A 19,548-nucleotide genomic window follows, 5' to 3' on the forward strand; every position below is an offset into this window, starting at 1 on the left:
CCATGAGCGTTTCGCAGCAAAGAGTGCCGGTCGCGATCCTGACCGGCTTTCTCGGAGCGGGTAAATCGACCCTGCTCAACCGCATCCTCAAGGATGAGGACATGCGCGATGCGGCCGTCATCATCAACGAGTTCGGCGATGTCGGCATCGACCATCTGCTGGTCGAGAGCTCCGGCGATTCCATCATCGAGCTGTCCGACGGCTGCCTGTGCTGCACGGTGCGCGGCGAGCTGGTGGATACCTTGGCGAACCTCATGGATGCCATGCAGACCGGCCGCATCCGGCCGCTGAAGCGCGTTGTCATCGAAACAACAGGCCTTGCCGATCCCGCCCCTGTCATGCAGTCGATCATGGGCAATCCGATCATCGCGGCCAATTTCGATCTCGATGGCGTCATTACCGTCGTCGATGCGGTCAACGGGCCGCAGACGCTCGATAACCATGAAGAGGCGCGCAAGCAGGTGGCGGTCGCCGACCGCTTGATCGTCTCGAAGACCGGGATTGCCGGCGCGACACCGGAAGACCTGCTGGAAGGCCGGCTCCGGGCGCTCAATCCGCGCGCGCAGATCCTGAACGCCGACAGCGACGAGGCCGGCCGCGCCGCCATTCTCATCAACGGCCTTTACGACCCGGCGTCGAAGATCGCCGATGTCAGCCGTTGGCTGCATGACGAGCTGGAGGCCGACGATGATCATCACCATCACCACGATGACCACGATCACCACCACCATCATCACGGTGAGCACGGCCATCACCACCACGGCCATCGGCACCAGCACGCCCATGACGTGACCCGTCATGACGGATCGATCCGGTCGTTCTCGATCGTCGAGACCCAGCCGATCGATCCGATGGCGCTGGACATGTTCATCGATCTGCTGCGTTCGGCGCATGGCGAAAAGCTGCTGCGCATGAAGGCGATCGTTGCCGTGTCCGACCGGCCGGAGCGTCCCGTCGTGCTGCATGGCGTGCAGAACATCTTTCATCCGCCGGTGCGCCTGCCTGCCTGGCCTGATCCTCAGGACCGGCGCACGCGCATGGTGATCATCACCAAGGATCTGCCAGAAGATTTCGTCAAGGGCCTGTTCGACGCGTTCCTGAGCAAACCGCGGGTCGACACGCCGGATCGCGCCGCACTGCAGGACAATCCGCTGGCGGTGCCGGGGATGAGGTTCTGAGAAGCCGATTCTAGGTCAGCTTCGACCACATCAAACAACCCGCCTCGCCCTTCGAGGGCCCTGCGGGCCACCTCAGGGTGAGGCTGATCTTTAGGGTGCGGCTGGCCTTTATGCATTGAGGCCTGGTTCGGGGTGATTAGAGGACGGCGGCACTCGCTCCATCCTCATGGTGAGGCGGGAGCGAAGCGACCCTCGGACCACGAGGATGGCCCACCGGCCGCAACGGATCACCCCTTGCGGATCACGAACCGATGACCTCTATCGGTCTTTTCGCTCGATAGCAGGGCATGGCCCTTTTCATTGCAGAGATGCGGAATATCGATGACGGCGAGGGGATCGGTCGTTTCGACCGTCAAGGTGGCGCCGCTCGGCATGCCGCGCAGGCGCTTTTCCGTCTTGATCGCCGGATAGGGGCATTTCAGTCCGCGCAGATCGTAGATCTCGGCGTCGAAACTATTCACTCTTCGCCCAGAACTTCCAGAACGGCGGCTTCTTTGCCGGCTCGGTCTGTGCGGTTTCGACAGCCGGATTTTGCGCGTAGGCGAGCGGATAGACGACCGGGCTCATCGGGTTCGCCATCGGGATCGGCACATTCGCCGGAATGTTGGTCGCGATCAGGGGACCGCCGGTCTGTTGCGCCGCCGCATCGGGAGCTGATGTCGCGAGCCGAATGCTTGCCGTCGTCGTCGGGCTTGCCACAGTGCCGCCGCGCGCGACCTGCTGCGCCGATTGATTGGACATCATCGACTCGAGATCGGCGACCTTCATCATCTTGCCGGCGGCAAGGGCCGTGCCGGTCGGCGCATAGGCAAGATCGTGGCCCTTGCGCTGCTTGGCGACGACGGCCTTGCGCTCGGCTTCGGTCGGGTCATACCAGGCCATGTCGCTATATTTCTTCGTGGCCGCGGCATAATCGGCCTGATATTGCTTGTCGTAGGTGGCAAGAGCCATCTGCAAGGCAGGCGGAGCCGTCATCACGGGGCATTTGCCGCCGGCGTTGAACGGGCCGCTGGCCTGCTGATTGAAGACGTATTTCTTCTCGCAGACTTCCACTTCCGGCGGCCGCTTGGTGACTTCGAAGTTGTCGTAGCCGACCTTCAGCATCTTCCAGAATTCGATATTGGGGCTGAGCCGGTGCTTCCACATGTTTTCCGCCGTCATGCGGAAGGGGAAAGCCTCGAGCTGAATGGCCTTCTGGCCGCCCTTGAAGGCGTCGCGCGCGAAGGCATAGATTTCCAGCACCTGCTGATCGGTCATCGAATAGCAGCCCGACGACGAGCAGGCGCCGTGGATCATCAGATTGGCGCCGGTGCGGCCATTGGCTGCGTCATAACGGTTCGGAAAGCCGGTATTGATGGCGAGATAGTATTTCGAATTCGGATTGAGATTGGCCGGCGTCAGCATGTAGAAGCCTTCCGGCGCTTGCCGGTCGCCTTCCTTGACCTTCGGGCCCAGGCGGCCGGACCAGGCGCAGATATTGTAAGCGGCGATCACTTCGAAACGATTGTTCTGGTTCGCCTTCAGGATCTCCATCGCGCCTTCTTCCTTGAAGATGCGGATCATGATCGGCGAATTGCGGTCCATGCCCTTTTTCGCCATGTCGGCAAGGATATGACTCGGAAGCGGCTGTTCGACCTTGTTCGCCACCTTCGACAGATCGATCGACGCGGTATCCAACGCGTCGTTGCAGCCGGCGAGCGCCAGCGTCATCAGGAAGATGTAAGCAAGGTTACGAATGCGCATTCTGACTTGGCCCATAAATGCGAAGAGCGGCAGCTCGATCTGTTTCGCCGCTCCCCCCTCGAAGCATGAAACGGAATCATAGATGGCTTATACTTGAAAATTCCTTACCAGCCTATGACGTGCCCGCGAAGCGTCGCAAGCTTTTCTTTGCCATAAAAGCTTCGATAACAGGAATGTGGCCAAGATTTGGCCTCATTCCCGTTTTTCGCGATCACGTTTTCAGAATGCGGTTTAGAGATTGCGACCGATGTTGAGGAATTTCTGGCGACGGTCGCTGCGCAGCTGTTCGCCCGAACGGCTGGAAAGCTCGCCAAGTGCGTTGGAAATCACGTCTCCCGCGGCGGCGATCACGGTCTGCGGATCGCGATGCGCGCCGCCAAGCGGCTCGGGAATGATGCCGTCGATCACACCAAGGCCTTTCAGGTCTTCGGCGGTGATTTTCATGTTGGTGGCGGCTTCCTTGGCGCGGGTGGAATCGCGCCAGAGGATCGAGGCTGCACCTTCGGGCGAAATCACACTGTAGATCGAATGCTCGAGCATATAGACGCGGTTGCCGGTGGCGATCGCGATGGCGCCGCCGGAGCCGCCTTCGCCGATGACGACGGAGATGATCGGCACCTTGACGCCAAGACACATTTCGGTGGAGCGGGCGATCGCCTCCGCCTGGCCGCGCTCTTCCGCTCCGACGCCGGGATAGGCGCCCGCGGTGTCGACCAGCGTGATGACCGGCAGCTGGAAACGGTCGGCCATTTCGAGGATGCGGATCGCCTTGCGGTAGCCCTCGGGGCGGGCACTGCCGAAATTGTGCTTCAAGCGGCTCTTGGTGTCATTGCCCTTTTCCTGGCCGATGATGGCGATCGGCTGGCCGCGAAAGCGGGCAAAGCCCGCCTGGATGGCGGCATCCTCGGAGAATTTGCGGTCGCCGGCCAGCGGCGTGAATTCCGTGAACAGTGCCTCGGCATAGTCGACGAAATGCGGACGCTGCGGATGGCGGGCGACCTGCGTCTTCTGCCAGGCATTGAGCTTGGAATAGATGTCGGCCATCGCCTCGCGGACACGGATTTCAAGCCGGCCCACTTCGTCTGACGTGTCGATGCTCTCGTCTTCGCTCGCCAGTTTCTTGAGCTCGTGAATCTTGCCTTCGAGATCCGAGATGGGCTTTTCGAAGTCCAGATAATTGTGCATGAGGTGCGTTTCCGATCCTTTTGCGCGTGACGAGCGACGGCAGGTTTAACCCTTGTGCCGGTCCTATTCCTGTTTTTTGGCCTGTTTGGCAAGGGGGTGATGCGTTTGGACGAGCTGATGAAGGCGTTCTTCCAACACATGCGTGTAGATTTGCGTGGTCGAAATGTCCGAATGGCCGAGAAGTTCCTGCACCACGCGCAGGTCCGCACCGTTTGCCAGCAGATGGCTTGCAAAGGCATGGCGCATGACATGCGGCGAGATCATCGAAGGCGTCAGCCCGGCGCGGATGGCAAGATCCTTGAGATCGCGAGCGAAGACCTGGCGCGGCAGATAACCCTGCCTGGAGGCCGAAGGGAAGAGCCACGGGCTTTCCGGGGCGGGCTCTTTGGCATTTGCCGCCAGCGCTGCCTGTAGCCGTCCATAGGCCTTCAGCGCTGATATGGCCGACTGCGACAGCGGCACCAGCCGTTCCTTGTTTCCCTTGCCGCGAATGATGAGGAAGCGCCCTTCGTGGTCCAGCACCTTGGCCGGCAATGTAACGAGCTCGCTCACGCGCATGCCGGTGGCGTAAAGCAGTTCCAGCAGCACAAGCATGCGCAGGCGCTGCAGCCGGTCAGGGCCTTCGGCTGCCGCTTCCATTTCTGCCTGAGTCAGAAGGCGTGTCACTTGGTCGACGCCCATGGTCTTCGGAAGGGGACGGCCCTTTTTCGGCGCATCGAGGATTCCTGTGGGATCGTCGGTGCGCAAGCCTTCTGCATAGAGGAATTTGTAGAACTGGCGCATGGCGGAAAGCCGCCGTGCCTGAGAGGAGGGTTTGAAGCCCTGGATCGAGAGGCCGGAGAGATAGGCGCCGAGATCGTTCGGCCCTGCCTCGGTCAGGCGGACGCTGCGCTCGGACAGGAAGCCGTGGAGATCCTCGAGATCGCGCTCATAGGATTGCAGCGTGTTGACTGCGGCGCCGCGTTCGGCGCTCATCATCTCCAGGAAGGCTTCCAGATGCGCCCGGCCCAGATCTCTCACCCCAGCCCTCGCATTCATGGCTTCAACGAGCCGGTGACCGGCGGATTGATGCGTTCCGGCGGAATGCGGATCGTGACTTCGCGCGGCTGCGGATCGACGAAGAGCACGAGCGCCCACATTGCCCCATATATCGATCCGCCGATGACCGCGCAGATGACAAGGAAGCGAAACAGGGTTGGCATTCGGAAATTCTCCTCGTCCCAGTCATAAGTCCGGCGACGCAATAATTATACCCACCAAGCGTTAGCTGAAGGATATTGCAGACATGTTTACGCAGCGGCGTCTTGACGCTACAGGCGCATTTGACGATACCGTTTCCAAAGAAATTGTGAATGGGCCGATGAGTGAACAAGTCCTGACCCTTGCAGAGAGCCTCAAAGACAGGGCGCGCGCCGCGCTCGGTCAGCGCAATCTTGTCCTCGTGGGATTGATGGGGGCGGGGAAGTCGTCGATCGGCCGGCTGGTCGCCCAGCAGCTTGGCATTCCCTTCGTCGATACGGACGCCGAGATCGAGCGCGTGTCGCGCATGACGATCACTGAACTATTCGCCGCCTATGGCGAACAGGAGTTCCGGGCGCTGGAAACGCGCGTGATCAAGCGTCTCCTCAAGGGCGGGCCGCGTGTTGTCTCGACCGGCGGCGGTGCCTTCATCAACGAGAGCACGCGGTTTCATGTCAAACGCGGCAGTCTTTCCGTCTGGCTGAAGGCCGATCTCGACGTGCTCTGGGATCGGGTCAACAAGCGCGATGTGCGTCCCCTGCTCAAGACCGAGAATCCAAAACAGACCCTCGAGGACCTGATGAACGCGCGCTATCCGATCTATGCGGAAGCCGATCTCACGGTTCTGTCCCTTGATGTGGGCAAGGAGACCATGGTCAAGGAAGTCCTTGCCGCCATCGCCGAGGGAAAGAAAGCAGAAAGCAAAACACCATGAATGCGATCACAGCGGCTTCCGCAGAACGTCTGGTGCGCGTGCCTCTTGGCGAACGCGCCTATGATATCCTGATCGGCCCCGGCCTGATCGCCCGGGCAGGGCGCGAGATCGCCGCACGGCTGAAGGGCCGCAAGGCTGCTATCATCACGGACGAAAACGTCGCGCCGCTCTATCTCGACGCCTTGGTCGCGAGCCTGCAGGCCGCGAGCATCCAGGCATCCAGCCTCGTGCTGCCGGCCGGCGAGAAGACCAAGAGCTTCGAACATCTCATGACGGTCTGCGATGCGGTGCTGACCGCGCGTGTCGAGCGCAACGATGCCGTGATCGCGCTCGGCGGCGGCGTCATCGGCGATCTCGCCGGCTTTGCGGCCGGCATCGTGCGCCGTGGCGTTCGCTTCGTTCAGGTTCCGACCTCGCTGCTGTCGCAGGTGGATTCTTCCGTCGGCGGCAAGACCGGCATCAATACCCATCACGGCAAGAACCTCATCGGCGTCTTCCACCAGCCGGATCTGGTGCTTGCCGATATCGATGTGCTGAATACGCTGAGCGAGCGCGAATTCCGCGCCGGCTATGCCGAAGTCGCCAAATACGGCCTGATCGACAAGCCCGACTTCTTCGCCTGGCTCGAGTCCAACTGGAGGCAAGTCTTTGCCGGTGGTGCGGCCCGCATCGAGGCGATCGCCGCAAGCTGCCAGGCAAAATCAGATGTCGTCGTTGCTGACGAGCGCGAAAACGGCCCCCGCGCGCTGCTCAATCTCGGTCACACCTTCGGCCACGCGCTCGAAGCCGCCACCGCCTATGACAGCCGCCGGCTGGTGCACGGCGAAGGGGTCGCGATCGGCATGGTGCTGGCGCACGAATTTTCTGCACGTCTCAATCTGGCAAGCCCGGACGATGCAAAACGGGTCGAGGCGCATCTGAAGGTCGTGGGCCTGCCGACCCGGATGGGCGATATCCCGGGCGAGCTGCCGCCTGCCGAGACGCTGATGGATGCGATTGCGCAGGACAAGAAGGTCAAGAGCGGCAAGCTGACGTTCATTTTGACCCATGGCATCGGCCAGTCCTTTGTCGCCGACGACGTGCCGTCCTCGGAAGTCCTGAGTTTCCTGAAGGAAAAGCATCCCTGATGACGGTCGAGGGCACGCTGGCTGTACTGTTCGAATATTGGCCCGAGATCATCTCGATCGTTGTGCTCGTGCTGCTGTCGGCCTTCTTCTCCGGTTCGGAAACGGCGCTTACCGCCGTCTCTCGCAGCCGCATCCATACGCTGGAGGCAAACGGCGACGAGGACGCCGGGATCGTGCGTCGGCTGATCGAGCGCCGGGACCGGCTGATCGGCGCGCTGCTCATCGGCAATAACCTTGCCAATATCCTATCGTCTTCGCTGGCGACCAGCGTCTTCCTCGGACTGTTCGGCAACTCGGGCGTGGCGCTCGCGACGGTCGCCATGACCGTCATCCTCGTCATCTTCGCCGAAGTGCTGCCGAAAAGCTGGGCCATTTCGACGCCGGACCGCTTTGCGCTCAATGTCGCCGGCACGGTGCGGCTCTTCGTCGCCGTCGTCGGTCCGGTATCGAGCTTCGTCAATGCCATCGTCCGATGGATCCTTGGCATTTTCGGCATCAACCTCTCGAAGGAGGTGTCGATGCTGTCGGCGCATGACGAACTGCGCGGCGCTGTGGATCTGCTGCACCGGGAAGGGTCGGTGGTCAAGGCAGACCGCGACCGCCTGGGCGGGGTGCTCGACCTCGGCGAACTCGAACTCTCCGACATCATGGTGCACCGCACGGCGATGCGCGCCATCAATGCCGACGACCCGCCCGAGGTCGTGGTGCGCGCCATCCTCGACAGCCCGTACACACGCATGCCGCTCTGGCGCGGCACGATCGACAACATCATCGGCGTCGTCCACGCCAAGGACTTGCTGAGGGCGCTAGCCGAGCGGAATGTCGAGCCGGAGAACCTCGACATCGTCAAGATCGCGCAGAAGCCCTGGTTCGTGCCCGACAGCACCAATCTCGAGGATCAGCTCAACGCCTTCCTGCGCCGCAAGCAGCATTTCGCCGTCGTCGTCGACGAATATGGTGAGGTGCAGGGCATCGTGACGCTGGAGGATATTCTGGAGGAGATCGTCGGCGATATCGCCGACGAGCACGATATCGACATCCAGGGTGTGCGGCAGGAGGCCGACGGCTCGATCGTGGTCGATGGCGTGGTGCCTATCCGCGACCTCAACCGTGCGCTTGACTGGAACCTGCCTGACCAGGAGGCAACGACGATTGCCGGCCTCGTCATTCATGAATCGATGACCATTCCCGAAGAGCGGCAAGCCTTCACCTTCTACGGAAAGCGCTTCATCGTCATGAAGCGGGAAAAAAACCGCATCACCAAGCTGCGCATTCGCCCCGCCGAGACGGAAGAGAACAAGCCGGAATAAGGGCCATCTACCGCAAGATTACCAGCGCACCGCCTCTCCGGGTGCAGCCGGCTCCACGGCAAGCGCATGCAATCCGGCATCCAGTTCCGGCTTCAGAAGATCGTTGATCGCCCTGTGGCGTGCGAGGCGCGGCATGCCCGCGAACTTGGCGGAGACGATGCGAACTCTTATATGGGTCTCGCCGGTTCCGGTCATGTCCGGCTGGTGGCCGGCGTGCAAGTGGCTTTCATTGATGACGGCAAGACGCTCGGGCGCGAAGGCGTCGTTGAGTTTCTTCTCAATGCGGGATTGCAGTGTCGTTTCCATGTTCCCGCTTCGTCCTTCCTAGCGAAAAAGGTTCCCACAAAGCCTGCAACATTCCCATTTGTCAATTCTTGTTGTGGGCTAATCCAGGCCCCATAATTAGGGCACTATGGGACTTGATTCAAAATACTTCGATCGCATTCGAACCCGCCGCAAACGCCCGCAGGAACCCGAGCAGGGCCCGCCGACGTGCCAATGGGACGGCTGCGACAAGCATGGCACGCATCGCGCACCCGTCGGGCGCAATGCGGAAGGGCAGTTCTTTTTGTTCTGCTTCGAGCACGTCAAGGAATACAACAAGGGCTACAATTATTTCTCCGGCCTCTCGGACGGGGAGATCGCGCGCTACCAGAAGGAAGCCGTTACCGGCCATCGTCCGACCTGGACCGTCGGCGTCAACAAGGCGGCGAAGCACAGCCCCTTGCAGTCGGAAATCCGCTCTGGCGCCTATACCCGGGTTCGCGATCCCTTTGGCTTCGTCAAGGATGGTGATGGGCGCGGCAGCGGACCGCGCTTCCCGGAGCAGCGCAAGCTGAAAACGCTGGAGGCGAAAGCATTCGATACGATGGGGCTCGGCGCCAATGCCTCTGCGCCGGACATCAAGCGCCGGTACAAGGAATTGGTGAAAATGCATCACCCGGATGCCAATGGCGGCGACCGCGGCTCCGAGGAGCGTTTCCGCGCGGTTATTCAGGCCTATCAATTATTGAAACAGAACGGTTTTTGTTAATTCCTGTCCTTGCTCTCCGCCTTCAATCAGGTATGGTCCAAATCGGCTGAAGCCGTGGGCAACCGCGGCAGGGTGCGCGTTTGGCTGGCTGCACCTCGGTCAACTTTCCGGACGCGGCGTTTCTTGTCCGGGACTCTGTTCAAGGATGCTCGCCAGCGATCATTTCATCGCGCCGAGATTTTGCTTTAGTCCCGGAGAAGTATCGCCGCTGTTCCGACCGAACGGATGCGGGCAACAAAGCTGCGGCGTTTCGGATAAAATGGCTGAGATTGATATGGCTGGGTGAGAGCCACCCGCCCTGGAGACATGATGAGCAAGATTGACCTTGATATTTCCGAGATTCCCGACACCACCGTTTCGGTTCGTGATGTTTTCGGTATTGATTCCGACATTCGCGTTCCCGCCTACAGCAAGGGCGGCGCCTACGTGCCCGATCTGGACACGGACTACCTCTTCGATCGCGAGACCACGCTCGCCATCCTCGCCGGTTTCGCCCATAACCGTCGCGTGATGATCTCTGGCTATCACGGTACCGGCAAATCCTCTCACATCGAGCAGGTCGCCGCGCGCCTCAACTGGCCTTGCGTGCGTATCAACCTCGACAGCCATGTCAGCCGTATCGACCTCGTCGGCAAGGATGCGATCGTCGTCAAGGACGGGCTGCAGATCACTGAATTCAAGGACGGGATCCTGCCCTGGGCCTATCAGCACAATGTCGCGCTCGTCTTCGACGAATACGATGCTGGCCGTCCGGATGTGATGTTCGTCATCCAGCGCGTGCTGGAATCGTCGGGCCGCCTGACTCTGCTCGACCAGAGCCGCGTCATTCGTCCTCACCCGGCCTTCCGCCTGTTCGCGACCGCCAACACCATCGGTCTCGGCGACACGACCGGCCTCTATCACGGCACGCAGCAGATCAACCAGGCGCAGATGGACCGCTGGTCGATCGTAACGACGCTGAACTATCTGCCGCACAACAACGAAGTCGCTATCGTGCTCGCGAAGGTGAAGTCCTTCCGCACCGACAAGGGCCGCGACACGGTCTCCAAGATGGTGCGCGTCGCTGACCTCACGCGTGCGGCCTTCATGAACGGCGATCTGTCGACCGTCATGAGCCCGCGTACGGTCATCACCTGGGCTGAGAATGCGGAGATCTTCGGCGATGTCGCCTTTGCCTTCCGTGTCACCTTCCTCAACAAGTGCGATGAGCTGGAGCGGCCGCTGGTCGCCGAGCATTATCAGCGCGCCTTCGGTATCGAGCTGAAGGAAAGTGCTGCCAACATCGTGCTCGAAGCCTAGGGAAGAACCCACACATCATGTCAGGTCGCGGAGACAATTCCAAAGCGAAGCCGGGTGCTCCGGTGGACATGGAGCCGTTGCGCCGTGCGATCACCGGCTGCGTGCGCTCGATCGCCGGCGATGCCGAGGTCGAGGTGGCATTCGCCAACGAACGCCCGGGGATGACCGGTGAGCGTATTCGCTTGCCGGAGCTTTCGAAGCGGCCGACAATGCATGAGCTGGCGGTGACGCGCGGGCTTGGCGATTCGATGGCGCTGCGGCTGGCCTGTCACGACGCTCGCGTCCACGCCGTCATGGCGCCGCAGGGCGCCGATGCGCGCGCTATCTTCGATGCCGTGGAGCAGGCGCGTGTCGAATCGATCGGTTCGCTGCGCATGAGCGGCGTTGCGGCCAACATCGGCTCGATGAATTCGGAGAAATACGCCAAGGCGAACTTCTCCGGCATCGAGCGGCGGGAAGACGCACCGGTCGGTGAGGCCATGGCGATGATCGTGCGTGAGAAGCTGACCGGCCAGATGCCGCCGGAAAGCGCCGGCAAGGTGCTCGACCTCTGGCGCTCCTTCATCGAGGACAAGACCGGCGGCGAGCTCGACAATCTGCTTTCGACCATCAACGACCAGCAAAGCTTTGCCCGCGTCGTCCGCAATATTCTGACGGCCATGGAAATGGCCGAGGAATATGGCGACGAACAGTCGGAGCCCGACAGCGATGAGCAGCAGAGCGAAGAGGACAAGCCGAACGGCGAAGACCAGGACAACGACGACGTCAAGGAAGACGAAGGCTCGGATGCGGCACCGGCCGAGGACAGCGAAGCCTCCGATGAGCAGATGGACGACGGCGCGACCGAGGACGGCGGCGAGATCTCTGACGACGACATGAGCGAGGAAGGCGAGGAAGATTCGGAAACGCCGGGCGAGACCCGCCGTCCGAATGCGCCCTTCGCCGACTTCAACGAGAAAGTCGACTATCACGTCTACACCGAAGAGTTCGACGAGACCACGACGGCGCAGGAGCTCTGCGACGTGGCGGAACTCGAGCGCCTGCGCGCCTTCCTCGACAAGCAGCTTGCGCATCTGCAGGGCGCGGTCGGGCGGCTTGCCAACCGTTTGCAGCGCCGCCTGATGGCGCAGCAGAACCGCTCCTGGGACTTCGACCTGGAAGAGGGTTATCTCGATCCGGCACGCCTGACGCGCCTGATCATCGACCCGATGCAGGCGCTGTCCTTCAAGATGGAGCGCGACACGCAATTCCGCGATACGGTCGTGACGCTGCTGATCGACAATTCCGGCTCCATGCGTGGACGGCCGATCACTGTTGCCGCTTCCTGCGCCGATATTCTGGCGCGGACGCTGGAGCGCTGCGGCGTCAAGGTCGAGATCCTCGGCTTCACCACGAAGGCCTGGAAGGGCGGGCAGGCACGCGAGAAATGGCTTGCCGGCGGCAAGCCGCAGACGCCGGGCCGGCTGAACGACCTGCGCCATATCATCTACAAGTCCGCTGATGAGCCCTACCGGCGGTCGCGCGCCAATCTCGGCCTGATGATGCGCGAGGGCCTGCTCAAGGAGAATATTGACGGCGAGGCACTGATCTGGGCGCATAACCGCCTGCTCGGCCGCCGCGAGCAGCGGCGTATCCTGATGATGATCTCGGACGGCGCGCCGGTCGACGATTCGACGCTGTCGGTCAATCCGGGCAATTATCTGGAGCGGCATCTGCGTGCGGTCATCGACCAGATCGAGACACGCTCGCCTGTGGAGCTGCTGGCGATCGGTATCGGTCACGACGTGACGCGCTACTATCGCCGCGCCGTCACCATCGTCGATGCCGACGAACTGGCTGGTGCCATGACCGAGCAGCTCGCATCGCTGTTCGAGGATAAGACAAGCATGCCGCGTTCGCGCATGCGCCGCGCAAGCTGAGCCCGCTCAGGCTTTCTTTCGCATCGGCCTCCCGGCCGATGCCCTTTCCCTCCGGCGATGCCGGTTCCAAGGGCCGGCCGGTCGCAATGAGATGCATCAGCCTGATGGCCATGTTGGCGCTGCTCGTCGGCTGCAGCTCCAGCGGCAAAGGCGATGAGGGCGGTCCGGCCGATATTCGCGCCACTGTCATTTCCACCTTCAGGCCGGGCTCGCAGGAAACGCAGTTCGGGGCGCTGGAATTCATCGGCGGTCTTGAACTCAGTTCGGACAATGCGCTCCTCGGCGCCATCTCGGCCATCCGCTTTCGCCCTGATCAACGTCATTTCATCTCGATACTGGACACCGGCCACTGGTTGACCGGCGCCATCGAGCGTGACGACAAGGGCCGGCTGAAGGGTGTCACCGAGGCGCGCATCATGCCGATGATCGACCGCTATGGTGGCACCGATGCCGGCAAGGGGGCGATGGATGCCGAGGGGCTGGCCTTGCGCGGCGATCATGTTCTCGTGAGCTACGAGCAGCATCATCGTGTCGATACCTATCCCGACCCGGGTTTCGAGACCTCGCCGCCGGACGACACCATCCCCATCCTCATTCCCAGGCGGCAGCTGCGCGCCAATCGCAGCCTCGAAGCCTTAATGATCGCGCCGCGGTCGAGCCCGCTTGCGGGAGCAGCCGTCATCGTTGCGGAGGACAGCCTGGATGATCAGGGCAACATGCTTGCGGCCATCCTCGACGGACCGCTGCAAGGCCGCTTCACCGTGCGGCATTACGGCGACTTCGATGCCAGCGACGGCGTCTTTCTGCCTGACGGGGATTTGCTGCTGCTGGAGCGGCGCTTCGGACTGGCCCATGGTCTCGGCATGCGCATCCGTCGCATTGCCGGCGCAGATATCAAGCCGGATGCGGTCGTGGACGGCAAGGTGATTTTCGAGGCCAATTCCAGAGAACAGATCGACAATATGGAAGGGATCGACGTGTTCCGCGCGGCCGATGGCACCCTGCACCTTATTCTGGTCTCGGATGACAATCACTCGATCCTGCAGCGCAGCCTGATACTCGAGTTCCGCCTGCGCGAAGAAAGCCTCGTCAGCCAGAACTAGAAGCGGTTCGGTCGAGAATTATTGCCCGATCACGCAGTCGGCGCCTGCGAGACCGGCTTCAGCATGTTCATCAGCGCGCCATAGGGCAGCAGCATGACGAGGCCAACGGTTACCTTGACCGAGAAATCGCCGATCGCCCAGGAAATCCAGCGCGGGGCCGAGGTGGAGAAAGCGCCGAGGATCGGTGCCCATTCGATCGCGAAGGGATCGTTTGGTCCGAAGAAGACGAAGAAGGGCGCGAAGGCAAAGGAGAAGAATATCAGCGTGTCCAGCATCGAGCCGATCAGCGAGCCGAACAGCGGCGCACGCCACCAGGCCATGCGGCGCAGGCGATTGAAGACCGAGATGTCGAGGAGCTGGCCGGCGAGATAGGCCGAGCCGGAGGCGATCGCGATGCGGGGCTGTGCCGTGAAGAACGACAGGGCGACGCCGACGACGAAACCGGCGAACACCACCTTGCGCGCGGCCTTCGGGCCGAACTGACGGTTGGTCAGATCGGTGATGAGGAAGGCGACCGGATAGGTGAAGGCGCCCCAGGTGAGGATATCCGCAAGGTTGATGCCGGCAAGCTGAGCCTGCAGCGGATACTGCACAAGGATATTGGAGGCGACGACGACGAGCGTCATCAGCAGAACGTAGATAAGGGTATGGCGTGCCGTCAGCATTTTTTTATCCTGGGTGATGCCACCAGTTGGAGGAAACCGGACATGGAAAAAGGCTTGTCCGGAAACCGTGCAAGCCTCTTAGCCCGTATGATATCGCGGAGTGCTAGAGCTGCTTATGCGGCAGCAGCGACTGCAGCTTCAGCGGTCTTCTTGATGATCTGGCGACGCAGCAGGCGGGCACGTATGCTGAGTTCATTTTCGCTAGCCTTGATAAGGAAAGCGTCAAGGCCGCCACGGTGTTCGACCGAGCGCAGGCCTGCAGCGGAAACGCGCAGACGATAACGCTGGCCAAGAACGTCAGAGATCAACGTGACCTGGCAAAGGTTCGGCAGGAACCGACGCTTGGTCTTGTTATTGGCGTGGCTGACATTGTTGCCCACGAGGACGGCCTTGCCGGTCAATTCGCACATGCGGGACATAGTACACCTACTTTTGTTTTTCTTGGCCATCAGATAGACATCCCGGGCAAAGCCCGACGCGCAATCCAAGAGGCCATAATTGGAAAGTTGCGGTTCTATAGTCAGAGCAGCCGGCCGCGTCAAGCCAAACCTTGTGTTTTCCCGCAATTCCGTCAAAAAGCTGCTGTTCTCTTGCGGTCGCAGCAAGCAGGTAAAGTGCCTATATATCCTGCTTGATCCTCGTTGAAGGCCCTGATCATGGTTCAAATTCGGAAGTGCCTTATTATCTTGGCCGTCGTCGCGTCGATGCCATCCCTGGCGTCGGCCGATGTGCTACGGCATGAAACACGGTATCGCGTTTCACTCGCCGGCCTGCCGATCGCCAGGGCGGATTTCAAGACCGAAGTTACGGGTAACCAGTTCACCATCCGCGGCGATATCACGTCCGCGGGCCTTGCGGATCTCGTTACCTCGATCGATGCGAGGACTGATGTAGCCGGCGTCGTCAGCGATAATAAATTGCAGGCCACGCATTACTCGCTCTTCTATAAAAGCGGCAAAAAAGAACGCACCTATGATGTCGCCTACACCAACGGCAATGTGACCTCGAATACGATCGTGCCGGAGCCGAAGCGGTCAGATAGCTGGATCCCGCTGGGTGAGGCCGATCTGAAGTCGGTGCTCGATCCCATTTCCGGCATGATCTTTCCGATCACGCCCAGCCTCAATCTCTGCAACCAGACCCTGGCCGTCTTCGATGGCGAGATGCGCATGGATCTGAAATTGTCGCCGAAGGGATCGCACCCGTTCTCGACTGATGGATTCAAGGGCAAGACCATTGCCTGCGGTGTCCGCTTCACGCCGAAGAGCGGCTACAAGAGCACCCGCAAGGACTATCTCTATCTTGCCAAGAGCGACAATATGGAGATCTGGTTTGCCAAGGCGGATACCATGAATGTATATGCTCCCGTCTACGTGCGCATCCCGACGCAATACGGGACGGTGACGATAACCGCCGTGAAATACGGTAGCTGAGGTCGTCAAACGCTTCACAGAATCGCTTGACGACCTCAGCCGTTATTTCTACGCAATTCCGGACGGAAAACCGCTGCGCACTTTTCCTGGTATTGCTCTAGCGGGCATGGGGACGTCCGCGGCATCAGACTGGGGGCAGAGTTGAAATTTCGTGCGACACTGACGGGATTCTCGGCCATCGTAATGTGGTCGTTTCTGGCGCTGCTGACGGTGGCCTCCGGCAAGATGCAGCCGTTTCAGCTGCTTGCCATCTGCTTCGCCATCGGCAGTATTCCCGGCATCGTCGTCTTGGCGCTGAGGCCGGAGCGCCTGCAGCTGCTGCGTCAGCCGGCCAACGTCTGGATAACAGGCATCGTGGGGCTGTTCGGCTATCACTTCCTCTATTTCACTGCGCTGCGTCATGCGCCGGCGGTGGAAGCGGGCCTCATCGCCTATCTCTGGCCGCTGCTGATCGTCGTCGGTTCGGCGCTGCTGCCAGGTGAGCGGCTGCGCTGGTATCACATCCTCGGCGCGCTGATGGGGTTGGCGGGCACGGTTCTGATCGTTGGCCGCAACGGCTTTCATTTCGAAGGCGCCTATGCCGTCGGCTATGGCGCCGCCTCGCTGTGTGCCTTCACATGGTCCGGCTATTCGTTGATGACGCGCCGCTTCGAGGCAGTGTCGACCGATGTCGTCACCATATTCTGCCTCGTGACATCAATTCTCTCGTTCGTCTGCCACCTCGGCCTGGAAGAGACGATCTGGCCCGAGAGCCCGACGCAATGGATCGCCGTGCTCGGTCTTGGTCTCTTTCCAGTCGGAGCGGCATTCTATGCCTGGGATTTCGGCATCAAGAACGGCGATATCCAGATTCTCGGCGCGGCAAGCTATGCCGCGCCATTGCTGTCGACGCTGATCCTGACCTTGTTCGGCTTTGCGGAACCGAGCTGGGGCATAGCGTTCGCCTGCCTGCTCGTCACCGGTGGAGCTGTGCTGGCGGCACATCGCATGATCCTGCGCCTAGATAATGGGGGGTCGGCGCAGGCGGAAGCGGCGGAGTAGGCTTTCGGCACGTTATGCCGGAAGCCGTATCCTATTTCTTGAAGATCTTTTCCAGAAACGCGACGAGCGACGGACGCCAGACATCCATCTCATGCTGGAGATCCGGATACTCGTGGTATTCGTGAACGATCTTCTTTTCCTCGAGCGTCACCTTGAGGCCGGCGACGTCCTTGCCGACGACCTGATCCTTGCTTCCAACCGTTACTGTGAAATTGCGCAGCGCCTTGTTGATCTTGGCCGGTTCGTTCAGCGCGGCATCGACGGCCTTGTTCGGCACGGTTGTCGTGCTGACGCCGCTGAAGGTCGCGACCCAGCCGAAGGTGCCGAGATGCGACAGGCCGGAGACGAGCGCCTGGTATCCGCCCTGTGACAAGCCCGCTATCGCGCGTCCGTCGCCGGTGTCGCGCACCCGATAATGCTTCTTCATATAGGGAATGAGGTCTTCGACGAGCTCGCGATCGGCGGCAATGGCGTTGTTCGGAAAGAACGTCTTGCGGAGATCGGCACCGAGGGTATTCTCGGCGATCGCGTCCGGCACATCGGTTTCCGTATCCGGAATGACGACGATCATCGGCTCGATCTTTTTCTCTGCAAGAAGGTTATCGAGGATCTGCGGTGCGCGGCCTTGCGCCACCCAGGAGCCGACCGTGTCGCCGAAGCCGTGATAGAGATAGAGCACCGGCAGCGGCTTCGATGAATCGGTGTAGCCGGGCGGCGTATAGACATACATCTGCCGCTCGGATTTGAGCGCCTTGGAATGCAGGGTCACCAGCCGCAGGTCGCCATGCGGCACATTGCGGGTGTCGAGAATGCTGCCGGGCACCAGAATGAGGCTGGTATTGACCTGCCGCTGCGGCTTGGGCGCATTGGTGCCGGTGTCGATGCTGCGGAAGCCGTCGATGTTGAAATAGTATTCATAGAGATCGGGTTTCAGTACCTCGGTCTTCACGCTCCAGGTGCCATCGTCACCCCGTTGCATGGCCATTGGATCGTGCGATCCAAGGGCGACGGAAACCGCTTTTGCCGCAGGGGCAAAAAGGCGGAAGGTGATCGACCCATCCTTTTCGACCGAGGTGACGAAGTCTTTCAGCGGGCGATCGGCCGGCGGTGAGGCGGGCGCATCGAGGGCAAGGGCGGGAACGCTCATGACGCAACCTGCCACGATGAATAAAGGGAACAACAAACGCACGAAAAAGCCTCCTCAAGATGAAACAATATTCTCTCTCCCCGTGTAAAGCTGACGCAGCGTGACGCTTTTTCAAGACGGTCGGCATCGCACCGGCGCTTTGGGCCTGCGCGATGTCAACGAATGGTAAAGGGTTTCAGGTGGAGACTGGCTTCCAGTCCGGTGCGGCCATCTCGAAGCTGGAAAATTCGAAACCCGGTGCCACCGTGCAGCCGACCAGTGTGAATTCGCCGAGGCTTTCGGCAGATTGCCACCAGTTGGCGGGAATGATCGCCTGCGGACGCTCACCCTTTGCCAGATCGGTGCCGAGTACCAGTGTTTCGCTGGCCCTGCCATCGGCGGACCGATGCAGGGCGAGCGGCGCGCCGGCATAATAGTGCCAGACTTCGGCGGCATCGCGGACCCGGTGCCAATGCGAGCGGTCGCCCGCCTCCAGCAGATAGTAGATCGCGGTCGAGTGGCCGCGCGCGCCGCCTTGTTCGTCACGGAAGGTCTGCACGTACCAGCCGCCCTCCGGATGCCGCTGCATGGAAAGCGTTTCGATGATCTCTTTCACCCGCATCAGAAATTGTCCTTGCGCTTGCGGATCTCTGTGAAAACCTCTTCGTTGCTGCGGCTTTCCATCAGCAGGTGACGGCGGATCGAGGGATCGGCGGCGCGCAGGAAGGGATTGGTTTCCTTCTCCAGTGCCAGCGTCGTCGGAATGGTGAACTTGCCTTCTGCCCTCATTGCCTCGATATCGGCGGCGCGCGCCTTCAGTCGCTCGTTGTCGGGATCGATGGTCAGCGCGAAGCGGGCGTTGGAAAGCGTATATTCGTGGCCGAAATAGATTGCGGTCTCATCCGGCAATACGGCAAGCTTCTGCAGCGAGGCCCACATCTCGGCTGGTGTGCGCTCGAACAGCCGGCCGCAGCCCAGCGCAAACAGCGTGTCGGCGGCAAACAGCAGCTTATCGTCCGCGAAGTGATAGCAGATATGGCCGGCCGTGTGGCCGGGCGTCTCGATGACGTTGACCGTGTGACCGGCGAACTCGAACGTATCGCCATCACTGACGGCCCGGTCGAGGCCCGGAATGGCGACGGCTTCGTTGATCGGGCCGATGATCTCGCAGCCGAATTGCTCCTTCAGCGCCAGATTGCCCTCGACATGATCGGTGTGATGATGGGTTGTCAGGATGTGGCTGATCGTCCAGCCGCGACGATTTGCCGCCTTCAGAATGGGATCGGCTTCCGGGGCGTCGATCGATGCCGTCAATCCGGTTTCAGGGTCATGGACCAACACGCCAAAATTGTCGGACCGGCAGATAAATACCTCTAATTCCAATGGTTTCATGATCGAAATCGTCCTCGTCTTTTCGGTTGAGACAGAATGT

At 60.9% G+C, this 19,548-nt stretch carries 21 protein-coding genes; 10 read left to right on the forward strand and 11 right to left on the reverse strand.

Features of this window, described 5'->3' with window-relative positions; genetic code table 11:
• Positions 1–2 precede the first annotated feature (2 nt).
• The gene (locus JTP94_RS00365; RefSeq protein ID WP_204848590.1) at positions 3–1,178 is read left to right on the forward strand and encodes a GTP-binding protein; all 1,176 of its coding nucleotides are present in this window, start codon (positions 3–5) and stop codon (positions 1,176–1,178) included.
• 227 nt (positions 1,179–1,405) lie between these two features.
• On the opposite strand, the gene JTP94_RS00370 is transcribed toward JTP94_RS00365, so the two are convergent.
• The 5 genes from JTP94_RS00370 to JTP94_RS00390 all read right to left on the reverse strand — a co-directional run bounded on the left by JTP94_RS00370 (position 1,406) and on the right by JTP94_RS00390 (position 5,308).
• Positions 1,406–1,639: a sulfurtransferase TusA family protein gene (locus tag JTP94_RS00370; protein ID WP_204848591.1), complete on the reverse strand. Its 234-nt coding sequence runs from the start codon at positions 1,637–1,639 to the stop codon at positions 1,406–1,408.
• Positions 1,632–2,921 carry a murein L,D-transpeptidase family protein gene (locus tag JTP94_RS00375; protein WP_204848592.1) on the reverse strand — a complete coding sequence of 430 codons (1,290 nt, stop codon included), beginning with the start codon at positions 2,919–2,921 and terminating at the stop codon, positions 1,632–1,634. Before JTP94_RS00375 ends, JTP94_RS00370 begins: the two co-directional genes overlap by 8 nt.
• A gap of 231 nt (positions 2,922–3,152) precedes the next feature.
• Positions 3,153–4,106, reverse strand: a complete 954-nt coding sequence (locus JTP94_RS00380; RefSeq protein WP_204848593.1) for an acetyl-CoA carboxylase carboxyltransferase subunit alpha — start codon at positions 4,104–4,106, stop codon at positions 3,153–3,155.
• A 63-nt stretch (positions 4,107–4,169) separates the two neighbouring features.
• A complete protein-coding gene (gene xerD / locus JTP94_RS00385) occupies positions 4,170–5,126 on the reverse strand; it encodes a site-specific tyrosine recombinase XerD (RefSeq protein ID WP_204848594.1) in 957 nt (318 codons plus the stop codon).
• A 14-nt stretch (positions 5,127–5,140) separates the two neighbouring features.
• Entirely contained in the window at positions 5,141–5,308 is a 168-nt protein-coding gene (locus JTP94_RS00390) for a hypothetical protein (RefSeq protein ID WP_034511589.1), read from the reverse strand.
• Between the two features lie 158 nt (positions 5,309–5,466).
• Between JTP94_RS00390 and JTP94_RS00395 the strand changes: the two genes are divergently transcribed.
• From JTP94_RS00395 to JTP94_RS00405, 3 genes are read left to right on the forward strand one after another with little or no spacing between them, the layout of a single operon-like run.
• Positions 5,467–6,060 (forward strand): shikimate kinase, encoded by a 594-nt coding sequence (locus JTP94_RS00395; RefSeq protein WP_204848595.1) that lies wholly within the window; start codon positions 5,467–5,469, stop codon positions 6,058–6,060.
• Positions 6,057–7,187 carry a 3-dehydroquinate synthase gene (gene aroB / locus JTP94_RS00400; RefSeq protein ID WP_204848596.1) on the forward strand — a complete coding sequence of 377 codons (1,131 nt, stop codon included), beginning with the start codon at positions 6,057–6,059 and terminating at the stop codon, positions 7,185–7,187. The genes JTP94_RS00395 and aroB overlap by 4 nt, the downstream gene beginning before the upstream one ends.
• Positions 7,187–8,497: an HlyC/CorC family transporter gene (locus JTP94_RS00405; protein ID WP_204848597.1), complete on the forward strand. Its 1,311-nt coding sequence runs from the start codon at positions 7,187–7,189 to the stop codon at positions 8,495–8,497. Before aroB ends, JTP94_RS00405 begins: the two co-directional genes overlap by 1 nt.
• 18 nt (positions 8,498–8,515) lie before the next feature.
• On the opposite strand, the gene JTP94_RS00410 is transcribed toward JTP94_RS00405, so the two are convergent.
• The gene (locus JTP94_RS00410) at positions 8,516–8,803 is read right to left on the reverse strand and encodes a BolA family transcriptional regulator (protein ID WP_204848598.1); all 288 of its coding nucleotides are present in this window, start codon (positions 8,801–8,803) and stop codon (positions 8,516–8,518) included.
• A 106-nt stretch (positions 8,804–8,909) separates the two neighbouring features.
• Here JTP94_RS00410 and JTP94_RS00415 point away from each other — a divergent pair, with 106 nt between their 5' ends.
• The 4 genes from JTP94_RS00415 (at position 8,910) to JTP94_RS00430 (ending at position 13,851) form a co-directional block, all read left to right on the forward strand.
• A complete protein-coding gene (locus tag JTP94_RS00415) occupies positions 8,910–9,530 on the forward strand; it encodes a J domain-containing protein (protein WP_204848599.1) in 621 nt (206 codons plus the stop codon).
• A gap of 309 nt (positions 9,531–9,839) precedes the next feature.
• Positions 9,840–10,829 (forward strand): cobaltochelatase subunit CobS, encoded by a 990-nt coding sequence (gene cobS / locus JTP94_RS00420; RefSeq protein WP_034511583.1) that lies wholly within the window; start codon positions 9,840–9,842, stop codon positions 10,827–10,829.
• Between the two features lie 17 nt (positions 10,830–10,846).
• Positions 10,847–12,748, forward strand: a complete 1,902-nt coding sequence (gene cobT, locus JTP94_RS00425; RefSeq protein ID WP_204848600.1) for a cobaltochelatase subunit CobT — start codon at positions 10,847–10,849, stop codon at positions 12,746–12,748.
• Positions 12,749–12,786: 38 nt separating this feature from the next.
• Complete coding sequence (locus JTP94_RS00430) at positions 12,787–13,851, forward strand: esterase-like activity of phytase family protein (protein WP_204848601.1); 1,065 nt, start codon at positions 12,787–12,789, stop codon at positions 13,849–13,851.
• A gap of 29 nt (positions 13,852–13,880) precedes the next feature.
• Here JTP94_RS00430 and JTP94_RS00435 read toward each other — a convergent pair whose 3' ends face one another.
• On the reverse strand, positions 13,881–14,516 hold the full coding sequence (locus JTP94_RS00435) for a queuosine precursor transporter (RefSeq protein WP_204848602.1): 636 nt from the start codon (positions 14,514–14,516) through the stop codon (positions 13,881–13,883).
• A gap of 113 nt (positions 14,517–14,629) precedes the next feature.
• Complete coding sequence (gene rpmB / locus JTP94_RS00440; RefSeq protein WP_204848665.1) at positions 14,630–14,935, reverse strand: 50S ribosomal protein L28; 306 nt, start codon at positions 14,933–14,935, stop codon at positions 14,630–14,632.
• A gap of 237 nt (positions 14,936–15,172) precedes the next feature.
• Between rpmB and JTP94_RS00445 the strand changes: the two genes are divergently transcribed.
• Positions 15,173–15,949, forward strand: coding sequence for a DUF3108 domain-containing protein (locus JTP94_RS00445; protein WP_204848603.1), 777 nt, complete (start codon positions 15,173–15,175; stop codon positions 15,947–15,949).
• Between the two features lie 141 nt (positions 15,950–16,090).
• Positions 16,091–16,990 carry a DMT family transporter gene (locus JTP94_RS00450; RefSeq protein ID WP_204848604.1) on the forward strand — a complete coding sequence of 300 codons (900 nt, stop codon included), beginning with the start codon at positions 16,091–16,093 and terminating at the stop codon, positions 16,988–16,990.
• A gap of 31 nt (positions 16,991–17,021) precedes the next feature.
• On the opposite strand, the gene JTP94_RS00455 is transcribed toward JTP94_RS00450, so the two are convergent.
• The 3 genes from JTP94_RS00455 to gloB form a co-directional block, all read right to left on the reverse strand.
• Complete coding sequence (locus tag JTP94_RS00455; RefSeq protein ID WP_210383993.1) at positions 17,022–18,137, reverse strand: esterase; 1,116 nt, start codon at positions 18,135–18,137, stop codon at positions 17,022–17,024.
• A gap of 175 nt (positions 18,138–18,312) precedes the next feature.
• Positions 18,313–18,738, reverse strand: a complete 426-nt coding sequence (locus JTP94_RS00460) for a cupin domain-containing protein (RefSeq protein WP_204848606.1) — start codon at positions 18,736–18,738, stop codon at positions 18,313–18,315.
• Positions 18,738–19,508: a hydroxyacylglutathione hydrolase gene (gene gloB, locus JTP94_RS00465; protein WP_204848607.1), complete on the reverse strand. Its 771-nt coding sequence runs from the start codon at positions 19,506–19,508 to the stop codon at positions 18,738–18,740. The genes JTP94_RS00460 and gloB overlap by 1 nt, the downstream gene beginning before the upstream one ends.
• Positions 19,509–19,548: the final 40 nt, after the last annotated feature.

It is taken from the genome of Martinezella lusitana, assembly GCF_016901135.1.
In the GTDB taxonomy this organism is placed as follows: domain Bacteria; phylum Pseudomonadota; class Alphaproteobacteria; order Rhizobiales; family Rhizobiaceae; genus Rhizobium; species Rhizobium lusitanum_D.

What these genes read in the sequence shown, in the direction of transcription:
- JTP94_RS00365 (WP_204848590.1), top strand. Translation starts at nt 3, where the DNA reads ATGAGCGTTTCGCAGCAAAGAGTGCCGGTCGCGATCCTGACCGGCTTT.
- JTP94_RS00375 (WP_204848592.1), bottom strand. Translation starts at nt 2,921, where the DNA reads ATGCGCATTCGTAACCTTGCTTACATCTTCCTGATGACGCTGGCGCTC.
- JTP94_RS00380 (WP_204848593.1), bottom strand. Translation starts at nt 4,106, where the DNA reads ATGCACAATTATCTGGACTTCGAAAAGCCCATCTCGGATCTCGAAGGC.
- JTP94_RS00390 (WP_034511589.1), bottom strand. Translation starts at nt 5,308, where the DNA reads ATGCCAACCCTGTTTCGCTTCCTTGTCATCTGCGCGGTCATCGGCGGA.
- JTP94_RS00395 (WP_204848595.1), top strand. Translation starts at nt 5,467, where the DNA reads ATGAGTGAACAAGTCCTGACCCTTGCAGAGAGCCTCAAAGACAGGGCG.
- aroB (WP_204848596.1), top strand. Translation starts at nt 6,057, where the DNA reads ATGAATGCGATCACAGCGGCTTCCGCAGAACGTCTGGTGCGCGTGCCT.
- JTP94_RS00405 (WP_204848597.1), top strand. Translation starts at nt 7,187, where the DNA reads ATGACGGTCGAGGGCACGCTGGCTGTACTGTTCGAATATTGGCCCGAG.
- JTP94_RS00410 (WP_204848598.1), bottom strand. Translation starts at nt 8,803, where the DNA reads ATGGAAACGACACTGCAATCCCGCATTGAGAAGAAACTCAACGACGCC.
- JTP94_RS00415 (WP_204848599.1), top strand. Translation starts at nt 8,910, where the DNA reads ATGGGACTTGATTCAAAATACTTCGATCGCATTCGAACCCGCCGCAAA.
- cobS (WP_034511583.1), top strand. Translation starts at nt 9,840, where the DNA reads ATGAGCAAGATTGACCTTGATATTTCCGAGATTCCCGACACCACCGTT.
- cobT (WP_204848600.1), top strand. Translation starts at nt 10,847, where the DNA reads ATGTCAGGTCGCGGAGACAATTCCAAAGCGAAGCCGGGTGCTCCGGTG.
- JTP94_RS00430 (WP_204848601.1), top strand. Translation starts at nt 12,787, where the DNA reads ATGCCCTTTCCCTCCGGCGATGCCGGTTCCAAGGGCCGGCCGGTCGCA.
- JTP94_RS00435 (WP_204848602.1), bottom strand. Translation starts at nt 14,516, where the DNA reads ATGCTGACGGCACGCCATACCCTTATCTACGTTCTGCTGATGACGCTC.
- rpmB (WP_204848665.1), bottom strand. Translation starts at nt 14,935, where the DNA reads ATGTCCCGCATGTGCGAATTGACCGGCAAGGCCGTCCTCGTGGGCAAC.
- JTP94_RS00445 (WP_204848603.1), top strand. Translation starts at nt 15,173, where the DNA reads ATGGTTCAAATTCGGAAGTGCCTTATTATCTTGGCCGTCGTCGCGTCG.
- JTP94_RS00455 (WP_210383993.1), bottom strand. Translation starts at nt 18,137, where the DNA reads ATGAGCGTTCCCGCCCTTGCCCTCGATGCGCCCGCCTCACCGCCGGCC.
- JTP94_RS00460 (WP_204848606.1), bottom strand. Translation starts at nt 18,738, where the DNA reads ATGCGGGTGAAAGAGATCATCGAAACGCTTTCCATGCAGCGGCATCCG.
- gloB (WP_204848607.1), bottom strand. Translation starts at nt 19,508, where the DNA reads ATGAAACCATTGGAATTAGAGGTATTTATCTGCCGGTCCGACAATTTT.